21 protein-coding genes are annotated in these 12,559 nt (G+C 57.2%); 3 read left to right on the top strand and 18 right to left on the bottom strand.

What is annotated here, in order from left to right; translation table 11 throughout:
- Positions 1–30: 30 nt before the first annotated feature.
- From QE435_RS10880 to QE435_RS10850, 7 genes are read right to left on the bottom strand one after another with little or no spacing between them, the layout of a single operon-like run.
- On the bottom strand, positions 31–423 hold the full coding sequence (locus QE435_RS10880; protein WP_349041367.1) for a helix-turn-helix domain-containing protein: 393 nt from the start codon (positions 421–423) through the stop codon (positions 31–33).
- The gene (locus QE435_RS10875; RefSeq protein WP_349041366.1) at positions 420–1,082 is read right to left on the bottom strand and encodes a regulatory protein GemA; all 663 of its coding nucleotides are present in this window, start codon (positions 1,080–1,082) and stop codon (positions 420–422) included. The genes QE435_RS10880 and QE435_RS10875 overlap by 4 nt, the downstream gene beginning before the upstream one ends.
- A complete protein-coding gene (locus tag QE435_RS10870; RefSeq protein WP_349041365.1) occupies positions 1,079–1,282 on the bottom strand; it encodes a hypothetical protein in 204 nt (67 codons plus the stop codon). Before QE435_RS10870 ends, QE435_RS10875 begins: the two co-directional genes overlap by 4 nt.
- The gene (locus QE435_RS10865; protein WP_349041364.1) at positions 1,266–1,535 is read right to left on the bottom strand and encodes a hypothetical protein; all 270 of its coding nucleotides are present in this window, start codon (positions 1,533–1,535) and stop codon (positions 1,266–1,268) included. Before QE435_RS10865 ends, QE435_RS10870 begins: the two co-directional genes overlap by 17 nt.
- Positions 1,532–1,720, bottom strand: coding sequence for a hypothetical protein (locus QE435_RS10860; protein WP_349041363.1), 189 nt, complete (start codon positions 1,718–1,720; stop codon positions 1,532–1,534). The genes QE435_RS10865 and QE435_RS10860 overlap by 4 nt, the downstream gene beginning before the upstream one ends.
- Positions 1,717–2,055 carry a hypothetical protein gene (locus tag QE435_RS10855; protein WP_349041362.1) on the bottom strand — a complete coding sequence of 113 codons (339 nt, stop codon included), beginning with the start codon at positions 2,053–2,055 and terminating at the stop codon, positions 1,717–1,719. The genes QE435_RS10860 and QE435_RS10855 overlap by 4 nt, the downstream gene beginning before the upstream one ends.
- Entirely contained in the window at positions 2,052–2,426 is a 375-nt protein-coding gene (locus QE435_RS10850; protein ID WP_349041361.1) for a hypothetical protein, read from the bottom strand. Before QE435_RS10850 ends, QE435_RS10855 begins: the two co-directional genes overlap by 4 nt.
- Before the next feature lie 131 nt (positions 2,427–2,557).
- Between QE435_RS10850 and QE435_RS10845 the strand changes: the two genes are divergently transcribed.
- The gene (locus QE435_RS10845; protein ID WP_349041360.1) at positions 2,558–3,304 is read left to right on the top strand and encodes a hypothetical protein; all 747 of its coding nucleotides are present in this window, start codon (positions 2,558–2,560) and stop codon (positions 3,302–3,304) included.
- A gap of 9 nt (positions 3,305–3,313) precedes the next feature.
- Here QE435_RS10845 and QE435_RS10840 read toward each other — a convergent pair whose 3' ends face one another.
- From QE435_RS10840 to QE435_RS10795, 10 genes are all read right to left on the bottom strand, one after another.
- Positions 3,314–3,967, bottom strand: coding sequence for a DUF3164 family protein (locus tag QE435_RS10840; protein WP_349041359.1), 654 nt, complete (start codon positions 3,965–3,967; stop codon positions 3,314–3,316).
- Positions 3,968–4,003: 36 nt separating this feature from the next.
- On the bottom strand, positions 4,004–4,363 hold the full coding sequence (locus tag QE435_RS10835) for a hypothetical protein (protein ID WP_349041358.1): 360 nt from the start codon (positions 4,361–4,363) through the stop codon (positions 4,004–4,006).
- Positions 4,356–4,667: a hypothetical protein gene (locus tag QE435_RS10830; RefSeq protein WP_349041357.1), complete on the bottom strand. Its 312-nt coding sequence runs from the start codon at positions 4,665–4,667 to the stop codon at positions 4,356–4,358. The genes QE435_RS10835 and QE435_RS10830 overlap by 8 nt, the downstream gene beginning before the upstream one ends.
- Positions 4,664–5,689 (bottom strand): AAA family ATPase, encoded by a 1,026-nt coding sequence (locus QE435_RS10825; RefSeq protein ID WP_349041356.1) that lies wholly within the window; start codon positions 5,687–5,689, stop codon positions 4,664–4,666. Before QE435_RS10825 ends, QE435_RS10830 begins: the two co-directional genes overlap by 4 nt.
- A gap of 79 nt (positions 5,690–5,768) precedes the next feature.
- The gene (locus QE435_RS10820) at positions 5,769–7,793 is read right to left on the bottom strand and encodes a transposase domain-containing protein (RefSeq protein ID WP_349041355.1); all 2,025 of its coding nucleotides are present in this window, start codon (positions 7,791–7,793) and stop codon (positions 5,769–5,771) included.
- Positions 7,790–8,248 (bottom strand): hypothetical protein, encoded by a 459-nt coding sequence (locus tag QE435_RS10815; protein ID WP_349041354.1) that lies wholly within the window; start codon positions 8,246–8,248, stop codon positions 7,790–7,792. The genes QE435_RS10820 and QE435_RS10815 overlap by 4 nt, the downstream gene beginning before the upstream one ends.
- Positions 8,245–9,087, bottom strand: a complete 843-nt coding sequence (locus QE435_RS10810) for a ParB N-terminal domain-containing protein (RefSeq protein ID WP_349041353.1) — start codon at positions 9,085–9,087, stop codon at positions 8,245–8,247. The genes QE435_RS10815 and QE435_RS10810 overlap by 4 nt, the downstream gene beginning before the upstream one ends.
- The gene (locus tag QE435_RS10805) at positions 9,087–9,455 is read right to left on the bottom strand and encodes a hypothetical protein (RefSeq protein ID WP_349041352.1); all 369 of its coding nucleotides are present in this window, start codon (positions 9,453–9,455) and stop codon (positions 9,087–9,089) included. The genes QE435_RS10810 and QE435_RS10805 overlap by 1 nt, the downstream gene beginning before the upstream one ends.
- A gap of 114 nt (positions 9,456–9,569) precedes the next feature.
- Positions 9,570–10,232 (bottom strand): hypothetical protein, encoded by a 663-nt coding sequence (locus tag QE435_RS10800; RefSeq protein WP_349041351.1) that lies wholly within the window; start codon positions 10,230–10,232, stop codon positions 9,570–9,572.
- Entirely contained in the window at positions 10,229–10,387 is a 159-nt protein-coding gene (locus QE435_RS10795; RefSeq protein ID WP_349041350.1) for a hypothetical protein, read from the bottom strand. The genes QE435_RS10800 and QE435_RS10795 overlap by 4 nt, the downstream gene beginning before the upstream one ends.
- A gap of 183 nt (positions 10,388–10,570) precedes the next feature.
- Between QE435_RS10795 and QE435_RS10790 the strand changes: the two genes are divergently transcribed.
- Positions 10,571–11,325, top strand: a protein-coding gene (locus tag QE435_RS10790) for an IS5 family transposase (RefSeq protein ID WP_349041349.1) whose coding sequence is annotated in 2 segments (ribosomal slippage) — positions 10,571–10,901 and positions 10,901–11,325 — 756 coding nt in all. Because the reading frame shifts where the segments join, the coding sequence is not laid out codon by codon here.
- Positions 11,326–11,365: 40 nt separating this feature from the next.
- Here QE435_RS10790 and QE435_RS10785 read toward each other — a convergent pair.
- A complete protein-coding gene (locus QE435_RS10785) occupies positions 11,366–11,683 on the bottom strand; it encodes a helix-turn-helix domain-containing protein (protein WP_349042841.1) in 318 nt (105 codons plus the stop codon).
- 167 nt (positions 11,684–11,850) lie between these two features.
- Between QE435_RS10785 and QE435_RS10780 the strand changes: the two genes are divergently transcribed.
- Positions 11,851–12,555 carry a LexA family transcriptional regulator gene (locus QE435_RS10780; protein WP_349041348.1) on the top strand — a complete coding sequence of 235 codons (705 nt, stop codon included), beginning with the start codon at positions 11,851–11,853 and terminating at the stop codon, positions 12,553–12,555.
- Positions 12,556–12,559: the final 4 nt, after the last annotated feature.

Below are 12,559 nucleotides of genomic sequence, written 5' to 3'. Positions count from 1 at the left end.
AACACCTACCCATGACAAAAGTCACATGGGCTAGAACAATTCGCCCTGTTGATCGTTTTTTTTGCCGCGCTTTTTTGAATGGTTACGAACAGTGCTGAAAGAGACGCCTGTTCGTCGTACGATTTCGTTGATTGAATAACCATTGTCGAGCAGTTCGGCAATGACTCTTGCCCGTCGAATTTTCTCGCCCGCTAGCGCCGCCGGGATTACGATGTTCTGAATGCCGAACGCTCCCACAATCGCTACAGCCGCATCGTATCCGACCAATTGCGATAGCCAATGCTCTGGTGTGACCGTGCCGGGAATATAAATCTGTTGCCCCGCCTTTTCGCGGCCGAGTATGAGCGCCGCCCGCTCACCCGCAACATCTGCGATGCGGTTGAGCAGCGGTGTCATATAGGCGCGATCGGGCGTCTGTGTCATTTGCCGACCTTTGCAAGAGCGGCCTTCTCGCGGCGCAGCTGCGCACCGAACCAGTTCATTACCGTGATCCACTCGGCGTCAGTAACGTCTCGATAGCTTGGAGGCTGGTTGACCAGTTCGGTGACGATCGGCCAGAAATCGCCCGACCGGGCGCGCAGGCAAGACCATTGTGCCCTTGCGATCTTGTAGCCGTGGCTCTTTGCGTAATCTGGAGGGCATGGCGTCTCGTCTTTCCAGACAACGCCATATCGCGCCAGCATGCCCTTCAGCGCCTCAATGACGCTAGCAGCGTCCTCGGGCTTGTGGACGAACCGCATATCTGAAATCTCGGGCAACTGGCGGCCCATGGCGAAAGCCTCAAGCGCCACATCGCGTTTGTCTTCAATGATGCCGAGATTGTAGCAGGCGATCCAAAGCGCACGCATCTTCGGCAGGTACTTGCCGGAAAGGCGGTGTTTGCCGTCGCGGCCGTCGTGACGAAACGCCACTGGCTTAGGCTGATTGCCGCGCAGGCTCACAAGAACCTTTTGCCGTTCGGCCTCTGTCATGTCCTTTGTCGATGTTTTGCCGGTCAGGTGCTGCAGCTTCAAACGATAGGTGTCATCGTCCAGGCCGAGCTTCTTCTGTTCGATCTTGATGGCGGCGATCGTCTTGCTCATGATGAAAGCCTCTCTGCCGCAGTCTCCGCGATCGTCGTCAGGCAAAAATCCATCTTGAAGTGGACTTCGCCCTGATCGTTCTCGGGAGACGTGACGCGGGCGTAAATCTTGCCGTCGTCGTTGAAAATGAAGCAGCCCAGGTCCTGATATTCTTTGATCAATGCCAAAAGAATTGGCTCGGCTTCAAATGTCCTCGACATCGCAAACCTCCTCAGTCTTGGGGTTGGTGGATTTGAAAACGGGGATGAACACGCGGACATAGACCAGCTTGACGCTCCAGCCCTCTGCCTGTGCTTTCGCCCAGGAGGCATCCCGCGTCTTCTTGACGGGAAAGCGCGCGGAGATAGCTGCGTCTCTGGTGCCGCGAACCGTTTTCGGGAGCAGCCGGCCGCTCGGGTTACACAATGCATAACCCTTGGAAAAAGCCGGGGGGATGGAAAGCTTTTGCTTCATGTGCGGCCAGCCTTCAGCTTCGAGGCCGCTTTCTGCTCTACGTCAATCTTATCGAGCTGGCGAAGTATGTCCGCCAGCTCGTAGTGATCAACCGTCTCCAGTTCGATCTTGATTATCGATTTTCCGGATTTGGTGGCCGCCGAGTGTGAGCGAAGATTCGCGTCGAGAAAAATGATGCTCTTCATGGTAAGTTCGCCGCCTCTGCGGCCTTCGCCTTGCGATAAAGATGCAGAATGGAGGTGTGGTCGCGTCGCATGAAGCGTGCGATCTGCGGGTACGTTTTGCCAAGCACATCGCGGTAATGGACAACCATTTCCATTCGAATGCTTACGAGCTTCCGATACCGAATGTCGCTTAGTATCTGCCGCAGCGTGACATCAGGGTACTTCTGGAGAATGAACCTCGACGCGTCAGCCATTGTATCTTGAGCCACGTATTCCAGCGGGCTAACGAGACGTAGATAGCCGTCAACGCGGTTGGTCTGGATGAGGGTAATGTTGATTTCCGTCTGCTCGATCATGCCGCACCGCCTTTCGGTGCGGGTATGCCGGCCTCAAGATGAGGCTCGGCGCGTGAGAGGATAAGCGACAGTTTCCTCATATGCCTTGTACCGCCACGGTATTCATCGGCGCATTTCGCGCAAAACCGCGTGCCGGCGCTGTCGACGAAAATTTCCTCCGCTCGGTATGTGCAGCCGTCAACATCTGAGGCGTACCACTGGCAGGTCAGGCAGAAGTAAAGCGCGCGCTGCGCGGCGGGAAGCTGCTCGTCTGCTTCCGCCTTCTTAATGGCCGCGTAAATCTCCTCGATAACCGATGTGTCCTCGATCGCGCCGCCAAAAACCTCATCGACCACGCGCGCCAGTAATTCCCGTGGGATAACGGTGATCATGCCGCGCAACCTTTCCAAAACAGGCGGGCGTCTCTCACGGCGTTCGCTGCGACCTGATTAGGTTGCAGCACTCTTCCAGACTCACGCGAAAAGTGGGACACCTCGACGAGGTGGCGCTGACGGGGGTTGAGATGCGGGCGAGCATTAAGAAGAGACTTAAGGTTCTGGGCGCTTTTGTGCTGATAGTCACGATTATTCCGCCAGTGCTGATTGGAGCGCCGAGGGAGATCGAAGGCCAAAAGGGCGGGGACCCGTGGCGGAACATCATCTTTGATTTTCAGACTTTGATTACAGGTTTGCTCGCAGTCGGAGCCGCGACGTGGACCGTGGCGACGATGGAGAAAACCGACAGAAGGGCAGAAGAGCGACACCGCCAGTTGGTCAATCTTAGCGTCCGAGCAGATCGATTGCGCGTCGAACGATTGATGGTGCCAGCGCTTTCCCAACTGGAGTTTCACTATGAAGTTTACAGTGCGGTTGCTGTCAAAAAGCTTAAAGAGATGTTGCCCGAAGCCCCATTGCTCGTAGCTGAGGTGGCAAGCCAAGCACTTGGGTCCTCCCACCATGTGACCCACGTAATCAGCACTAAGCCTTTTGCCGAAGCCTTGGACCTTTTTTCGGGAGACCTTGCTTATCGGTATGGCCTGATGGAGGCCGGGGCTCTTGGGTTCGAAGCCAACGTCAGCAACCTCATCTCTTTCTGCCGAGATTTGGAAGGTGCGAAGGTTGCGAATCAACCGAGCCTTGTGACGCTGTATTCCCAGGACGCGCTCAGAGCACTTGACCGCTTTGAGAGGGGAGTTGCGGCACACAAACAAAGTTTGGGTGAATTGATTTTTTACCTGAGGCTGATGAAAAGCGAATACAGGTTTCATTGAATGAGCTCCTCACGCCTTCGCCAGATCAATTGTAATGGGCTTGAACTCATCCTCCAGACTGTCCCGCTTGTAAAAGCGCACATACTCCTTTGAGCCTGTGACGCGGATGGCATCCCGGATCGCCTCCATGGCGGTCTTCCAGCGCTCGTCCTCGATCTCCAGCTTCAGCAGCATGAACACGTCGGCGCGGTTTACCTGTCCCTCCTTTTCGGTGTTGAAGGCGCGTGTGACGATCGACTGGATTTCCGGCCGGCTGTCGGCGCTCCATTCGGTCAGGCAAGCATCGATGAGTGACTTTGCCACCTGAAGCTCCGGGCCGAAGGTGATGAGGTCGGAAACTTGCACCTGAATTTTCATCAGGCCGTCATACGTCTGATAGGTGCGGTTGCCCTTCTTTCCGCCGATCGTGACATTGTACTTCTCTGCCAGGAGCGCATCGAGGGTGCCGAGGTCTACGGCAGTATGGTTGCGAAAGCGGGAGAGTTGCGCATTCAGGTCGAGCGCGTACTCAATGCATTTGCGCACGGTCTGGTCCTCGAGCTTGTACTGGTCTTTGACGTTGCCGATGGGATCGAGCCCGCCTTTGGAGTTGTTCATGAACTCCCGGCCGTTGAGGACGGTTACGCCTGGCTTTGCGCTTTCTTCGATGATGACTGACTGCATGGGTCTAAACCTCATAGATTTATGTGAAACGGGAGATCAGGCGGCGTTACCGCCTGGAGGGGATGGCGGTTGCGGCGTTGTTGGCCGCTGCGGAAAAGGCACAACGACATTGCCTTTCGGCTTTTCCGGCCGCATCAGGTCGAGAACTTCCTCGGCGTCGCGTGTTAGGTGCCTCATCAGTTCCAGCTGATCGGCTGCTGCGCGGCGGTTCCACTCAGCCTGTGACCACGCATTTTCAAGCTTGCTTGCGGCCTCGGCGATGCGCCCGAGATTGTAAACCAGCAACGCCGATGTCTTGCGGCCCTGGTGTACATGGCCCTTTTCATTCAGGGCGTCTCGTAAATGCTGCTGTAGATCCCGCAGCATGTCGGAAACGCAATCGGGTGCTTTACTCATGGCGATTTCCTCCGAAGTTGGGACGGATGACATTTGCGCCAGCTGCATCCAGCATGCCCGCAAGCTCACCTGTCGCCAGTTGCTCGGCTGTCGCGGCAAGGCGAACGCCTGCCTCGCTGTCCCGCAGGATCGAAACCTCCAACTCCAGCAGGCCAACTTGTTTGGTGAGGAGCTTCAGGGTCTGCGCCACCGTGCGGGCTGAGAGCGCATCCAGCACAAGGGTCTCGTCAGCCTTCATCTTCTCGGCTTCCTGGAAGACGGCAGAGAGCTTTTCCAGATGAAGTTTCAGGGTGGATTTCGTCATAGGACGTCCCCCATGTTGCGGTTCTTCCAGGCGGCTTGCAGATGGGCAAGTGTGATGCCCTCTTCGCCGTCGCCGATCGCGGCCATGGAGGCTGCTTTCATCGTGCGGTCGATCAGGCGCAGCGCACCGGCTTTGCTGCCAATGCCGAGCAAGAACTTTTCGCAATCGGGATCGCTTACACCCCATGCCGCGATGAGCATCTTTGCGTCACCGACCGGGTCACGCTCTCGCTGCAGGAGCTTGTCGAAGCGAGAGAGCACCTGGGCACGGCTTGCAACCGAGCGGCCCTGATCTTTGACGAAGGCAGTCGCCGTGTGTTCGTTGCCCAAAAGGGCGACGCCGCATCCGTAGTTATCGACAAAGTGCCGCAACTGGTTGACCGCGTCAGGCGTCGCGTTCTGCGCCTCATCAATGATGAGGATGGATCCTTCACCGACCCTGCGTAGCTTGTTGCCGATTGCGCGGACGTATCTTGCGGGGTTGTGCTCCTGAACATCGATCGCCGCGCAAAGCTCGACGAGCATGCCATGCACGGTCTTGGTGTTCGGGCTAAGCGTCGCCATGAAGGCGTGGGGCCGGGTCGCGCAGAAGTAATTTGCCGCCGCAGTCTTCCCGCTTCCAGAGGCAAGCGTAATAGCCGTAAAACCTGCCGACACCTGTGTGAACAGGAGAGTGTTGAATACATCCATACCCACGGACGTGCGCTGGAAGGGTGGAGACACCGGCATTTGCGCGGCCATGTTCTGGCTTGCCTCGATCGCATCGAGCCAGTTGGAGACAAGCTGATTTTGGTTTGCCAGAACGCCGGGGTACTTGCCGCTGAACCACTGCGAGAACGTGCCGTCTGGAATGCCTGTGCGGCGGGAGACTTCGGCTTTGCTCCAGCCGTTAGAGCTTGCAATGCTGGCGACACCGGCCGTCAGCTTGCGCCAGAGATCGACTTCGGATGCCGGATGCTTCGTCAGAAACTCGGCGACTGGATTGGACTGCTCCCACCCATTTGCGGTTGTTGGCTTTTTCATATAAGGTTCCTCGTGTTCAAGTTTGGGGCGGCCTTTTGGCCGCTCTTTTTTTCGCCCTGTCTCGGCGGAACCGTACTCACTACTTATCGGCTCTTCTTTTGCGGGTGGGCTTGGTGCCCACCTGGGTATTCCCTTTCGGGAATGGGATGATCGCGCTTTCGCCGCCCGCAACGCGGGCTAGGCCTCTCGCGAAAATGTCTTCGTATTGATCCTCGCTCACAGCGTCGGCGGGCGCTGGCGCGTGCGCCAGATTGCTGGTGACAAGACGTGTGACGACCGGGCGAACCGGTTGCTCTGGACGGTTGCGAGCCGCCGCCTTGCGCCCCTTGTCCATGATCTCGCCAAGTTCGATCGGCGAGAGTGCCGCGTTGCTCCTTGCCAACGCCGCGAGGTTCTTCTGATGGGTCTTGCGGGCTTTCTCGTGTGTGCGAGCAGCGCCTGTGTCGTTGAAGCCGGTCATGCCCAGGCAATCGGCATCGCAGAGGAAACGGCCTTGCGGATCATAAACCTTGATCGGCTTATGAAGGTCGGCCGGATCAAAGCGCACTGTAAGCTTCTTGCCGATCCACTGATTGAGCGCCGCGTTCCAATAGCGGTTGCCGTGCATGTGGATCGCGCCGTCTGGCTTGCGGGCCGTGATGGCGACAGCAGAGAGCATCCATAGGGCGCGCTGGGCGCTTGAGGTGTAACGGATGATCGTGGACGGATTGGCGAGGCTGTCCGCGAACGTCTGGTTAAAGCTGCGCCCCTTTGCAGTCTCGGTCTTACGGCCAGTTCGGCTGTTGTGTTCTTCGATGCAGGCGGCAACATGCTTTTGCAGCACATCAAGCGGTACGGCGCTGGAACCGTAGTTTTCCGGCTTCGCATCGGGCTTGTTGCCAGTGTAGCAACCAGACATGGAGGGATGCTTCGAGATCTCGCTGGCAAGGTCGCGCCAGGCGCGCTCGATCGGCTTCGACTGACCAGAATATGGCTTGACGAAGTGCGGCACGATATCGAGCGTCTTCAGAAGCCCCGCCACCTCATCTTCAGTGATCTTGAAGCGGTTACGGGTCTTCGCTCCGCCCGAAATCATCTTGCCCGCAAAAGCGCGACCGTTATCCATGTAGGCGTGATAGGGGATCGCGCCGTCATTGTTCTCGATCATCGAACCGAAGCAGGTGCGCACCGCTTCCCATGTTTCCGCTTCCGCCAGTGTCCAGGACAGCACCTTGCGGGAATAAACATCCTGAATACCGATCAGCGTCAGACGCACTGGCGAGGCGGACCACGGAACGCGGACGAAGAGGTCAAGCTTATGGCCGTCCGTGTTGACGATTTCGAGCGCATGCAGGCCAGCGACCGAACGCTGTTGCGCTGGAAACAACTGCTTCGCTTTATCCTTGCCCTCACGCGCTAAGACCTGTGCTGCCTTTGGAACCTCGGCATCGAGGCGGCGGCGTAGTGAGCGCTCGGAGGCGATCGGTTCAAGCTTCTGATCCTGGGCAATCATCATCATGCGGCGGTAGCAGCTGCTGAAAGATGGACGCTCGGGACGAAGGAAATCCGATTTCAGGATGTTCCACGCGTCTGGATGACATGCGCCGATCTCGGCAACTTCGCCATCAGCGCTGGAGGAGAAGGAAGGGGCAAGCGCTGCAAGCCAGTCCTGACGGGAATGGCCGTCCGTGAGCTTGCGCCACTCATAGAAGGTTGCGGGAGCGATATCGGCTTTGCGAGTGACGTGCGCTACGGCGTCCTTCATGCTGATGTTGGACGCGCGCAAATCCTCGACATCCAGAAGCACTTTAAGGCGAGCTTTGCAGATCTCTTTATGGGCGGTCGAAAGGGCTTCAAACCGCTGCCAAAGCATCTTTGAGGCCTTCGAGCGGCGGTTATCGTCCGGCACTTCCGTGTTCAAAAACACGAGCTTCGCCTGCGCTGAAGGCGGCAGGAATGAAAAGTGATATTCAAACCCGCCGCCGAGCCCGACACGCTGTCGAGCGTGCGGAGTAGAACGAACGCCAGAACGGGCAATGAATTGCTCAATCCCTTGGCGAGTGCCGGGGACGCCCGGCAAAGCCGCCTGCGCCAGTTCGGCAGATGTGAACCACTCTTTCTTCATTTGCGACCCCGCCGAATGGTGACAGGTGTCGCCTGTAGAACCTTGAGTTCCTGCGCGAGAAGCCGTTGCTCCTGACGTATACGGGCGATCTCTGCCAGGCGCGCTTCGTCGCCTTCGAGGAGCAGCAAGCCGTCATCGGAAACGACGACATCCCAAAGCCACGGCGCGCTGGTGGCGCGGACGAAGGCCTTGAACCTCGGCATGCTGATATCGTGGGTGGTTTTGCTCTCTGCCGTGTAGGCGTCGAGCGCGGCTTTCGAAACCTTGTCGAGCCCGAGATAAAGCGCCATCCGCGCCGCGATCGTGTCGCGGTCGAAAGGGCATTCGCGGATGGCTCGGGCCATTTCTCGTTTCAGGTTCGACCGGAAGCGATCGAGATCAAGTGTTTCCGAAGCCGTGCGCGTCGGGAAGACTGCCTGATTGAAGAAATCCATTTGCTTGGGGTGGCGTTTCATGCGGCCTCCTCGCGGATCGCCTTCATGAGAGCGTCGGGCTTGTCAGACATGCCGATCTGTTGAAGGAAGGCGTCGCGTGTTTCCTCGCTCGCCTCGTCCCAGGCGGCGATAAGATTGGAATAGATGGTTGATTGAGATTTTGGCGCGACCGTCGGAACGATCGCTGGCGGTTTCGTGAAACTCAGAGCCAGCTTGACGTCCGGGTTCACCTGGAGCGTCTTCGCGACCTTGATCTGATCTTCCGGTGGCAGTTTTGCGAGTTGGAGTAGCTGAGATTGATCGTTCTCGGCTGTGGTCCCGCGAACCGCTTGGCGTAGCTGAGGATCGAGATTTTTCCCGATGCGTGATACGAGCTTGTAGGTTTCTGCACCAAAGCCAAAGCGCTCTTGAACCTTCTCTGCCAGGGAGCGGCCCTTAGCGAAAATTGGGTAATCGTTACCCTTTTCAGCCGCGTATCTGCCTTTCGTTATCTTGCCGTGCTTCTCTTCCCAAAGCTCACGGTACTTCATGACGAAGATCGCGCGATCAAGCGCGTTCAAATCGTTGCGATAAAGGTTTTCAGAGATCTCCAGCAGCTGCGCCTCGACGCCGTCAGCCTTGACGACAATGGCGTCGATCTCGGTCCAGCCGAGCAGCTTGGCGGCAGTCGTGCGATAACCACCGGCCACGAGCGTGAAGGGCGTACCCTTTTTGGCGGGGGTGCGGCGGATCATGATCGGGCTGATCTGCCCATGTTCGGACATCGAGGCGGCAATGGCCTCGGCATAATCATTATCGATCGGGCGCAGGCGCTCGCCGATGAAGATTTCGGAAATGGTGGCGCGGACGAACTCAGCCATTACGCCGCGCCCCGCTCTTCGGCCGCTTCGTGCAGCGCAGCCATGAAATTGTCTTTAGCGCGGGCGCCGATGCGCTCGTAAGCGCGGTCGAAAAGCGTTTCAAAGCGGCGCTCTTCGACAGTGCGAACCGCCTGCATGACCGTCCAGCGCGCTACGCTGAGCAGCGCGACGAGGCGACGACGCGGTACGCCGAAATCGATATGAAGCACATAGATTGCCACCTGCCGCGCCAGTTTGGCGTCAAACATGTCTGCGGGCGGATTGATGACGTGACGAAGGGGAAGATGGTTGAAGTGGGCGCGGCTGGCGCGAAAACTCGCCGAGATCATCGCCTGCAGTCGTTCTTCTTCGGAATATGGGTTGATCATAAATTCACTGGCTCTGCTGCTGGAAGAAGATGTTGGGGTGATGCCGGGGCGAACTGGAGGGGATGGCTCGTCCCGGCATCTGGCATCGCTCCCTGGGGGCGCGAAGCGATGTTCTCAATCGGCTGCGGGAGGCGGACGCCGCGCCAGTGAGCGGCAAAGCGCGGGCTGCATATCCATGGTCAGGACATCGAGCAGGTGGTGCAGCTGTTCGTCCGTGGCCCGATCGATAAGAATGGCGTGGGCCGCATCGATTGCATTCGAAAGCGAGTTACTGAAAAAGCCCGGCCCATCGGCTTCGAGCAGCTGCCGCAACGCCTCCGCGACGATCGTGTCCTCTGTCATCAAAGACAACGGGCTGTAACCGGCCGCAAGTTTCGCCTCGAATAGACGGTCTGCCGCTTCGACGATGGCGCGGGCATGTTTCAGCCCGTCGAGATCGGACGCGGTATTATCGACTGCGAGGCCCACGCCCATGGGCTGCTTCACTACACTCGGTCTGGTCTTGCGGCTATCGACTGCGGCGGCAACGATCGCTTCCGAGAAGTGCGGCCGCTCGATCAATCCATTCTTGACGCGGGCATACCAGTCTTCGAACTCCGCGTGCGTCGGGCCTTCAATGTCCTTAGAGCGAAGCGTGTTGTTGAACTGCGTAAACGCCTCTTTCAGCGTCCAGGCCTTGTCGACGATGTTGTCGAAAGTTGCGAGGACAGCAGCTTTGCCGCGCGGTGGAACGCGGTCAAAAAACGGAACGACGGCATGATTGAGAACAGCATTCATTGATGGGCTCCAATGCGGTTGATGAGGAGGAAAAGGGCGGCCGAAACGCCTGCGAACGCAGGTACAAAAATCAGCAGTGCTTCGGCCCACCGGCACAGCGAACACCGCGCCGGAATGAAAATTGGGGTGGTAAATTTGGCATCACGTTTGGTCATTGTGCGCGCCCGGCCGATCAGCGATGGTCGGGGTGTGGCGCGGATCGGAGATTGGGTCTGACAGCCGGGACGGTCGAACGGTCTTGCACTCAGGTGCGGTAGGCTAGGGTCCAAACCCAATCAAATTGTTGATGAGATTGGCTATCTATGATTCACTGCCTGTAGAAGCAGGAGTGTTTGACCATGGCGGGCGAATTTTGGCTTGATGACGAACAGTGGGCAGTGATTTCGCCGCTGCTTCCGACCAACCAACCCGGCGCTCATCGTACTGATGATCGCCGGGTTATCAGCGGCATCATCCACGTCTTGCGATCCGGTTGCCGCTGGCAGGATTGTCCATCCTGCTACGGGCCTTCGACAACGATCTATAATCGCTTCCATCGCTGGTCTGCAAAAGGGATATGGCGGCGACTGTTTGAGTCTCTGGTGCAAACGACCGATCGCGACATCCATATGATCGATAGCACAACCGCAAAGGCACACCGTTCTGCCGCTGGTGGAAAAGGGGGGCGGATGCCGAAGCAATTGGTCGATCGAGAGGCGGCAGATCGACAAAAGTCCATGCTGTTGTCGATGGTTGTGGCCGTCCAGTCGCGTTGCGAATAACGCCTGGGCAACGTGGTGATGCACCCATTGCCATCCCGCTCCTTGATCCCCTGCCTCCGACACGTCTGTGCGCCGCAGATACGGCTTACGACAGCGACGCCTTACGCAGCTTCCTGACAGCACGCGGCACGCAACCAGTCATCCCAAACAATCCAACCCGAAAGAGGATCAGACCGTTCGACCCGGTCGCCTACCGAAGACGGAATATAATCGAGCGGACATTCTGCCGTCTCAAGGACTGGAGACGTGTCGCGACGCGATACGACAAGCTCATGATAAACTTCGAGGCAACGTGCTACATTGCAGCGATCGTCACATGGTGGATCAATTGAGTCTGGAGCCTAGAGCAGCGATCGCGATCCGTGCCACGCATTATGCGGCGTCCTGATGAGAGGATTCGCGGCTAGCAGCGCGTCGCTGTTCCATGGTCGGGAGGCGTGCGTAATTTTCAGGCGGCTGCGGAGTTTTCCGTGTCCCATCCGAAAAGTAACGGCTGCGCCAAAGGAGGTGGGGGCGGGTTTTGAGAGCGGCGGCTATAGCTCGCTCACCTTTAGTGTTGGGCTCTAAGAGCGTCCTGCCCGCAATGCCGGTCGGCAGGCCGTACATCCTATCCACATCCCTGAGCGTTAATCCTGCATCAAAGAGGCGATCTTTGATGCGTTTTACTTCCTTGAGGCGTAGCTTCGCCATTGCCGTTGACGACCCGGTGTCACGGTGCATATTTGGTCCTTAAAGTTGAGGGGAAGGCTGGCAGGCCTTCTTTTTTGATAAACGCAAATTCTTTATCTAAAGAAAGAGGTATCGCAAAATATGGTGATTTACAATGGGTCAATCGCAAATAATTGCGTTATCTCGCGATGAGCTTGGAGTTTGATTATCCGAACGTCATCGAACGTATTTTGACGTTCAAAAAGGACGACGAAACCGAGGGGCAATTCGCGACGCGTCTGGGAATTTCAGCAAACACCTGGACTGCCTACAAGCAGGCCAAGCGATCATTCGGTCTCCACGAAATCGCAAAAATTTGCGATGAGTTAGGCGCTGATGTCCATTGGGTTCTTTTCGGACATTACTCCACGCAAGTGATCGATAAGGCGATAAATTCCGGGCTGATAATAGCCGACCTAGTGATGCTGCCTATGTACGATGTTCAAGCCTCGCTGGGGAACGGCCTAATTCCGGTGGAATCCTTGCCTTCTAGTGAAGTGGGATTCCAACGGCAGTTCCTGTATAATATTGGCGGCAGCCCTGATCATTGTTACCTGTTGGAGGCGCGTGGGGACTCAATGTGGCCGACAATCCCAGATGGCGCGATTCTAATTGCCGACAGGTCTCAAACGGAAGTAGATGACGGTCGGATTTACCACTTCAATGTCAACGATAGAGTTGTCGTCAAGCGAGCAAGATGGCGCATGGACGGGAGGTTATACCTCACATCTGACAACGTCGCCGCTGGCTATCAAGACGAGAGCTTCGCCGTTGATCGAGTTGATGATCTTGTTGTAGGGGGCCGCATAATTTTTGTCGGTCATGCTCCGCTACCCATGATGTCGCGTCTCTGAGGTC

The organism is Agrobacterium sp. SORGH_AS 787 (assembly GCF_030819035.1).
Lineage (GTDB): Bacteria > Pseudomonadota > Alphaproteobacteria > Rhizobiales > Rhizobiaceae > Agrobacterium > Agrobacterium larrymoorei_B.
Note: the sequence above shows the minus strand (reverse complement) of the source record. Positions and strands in the feature narration are given on the sequence as shown.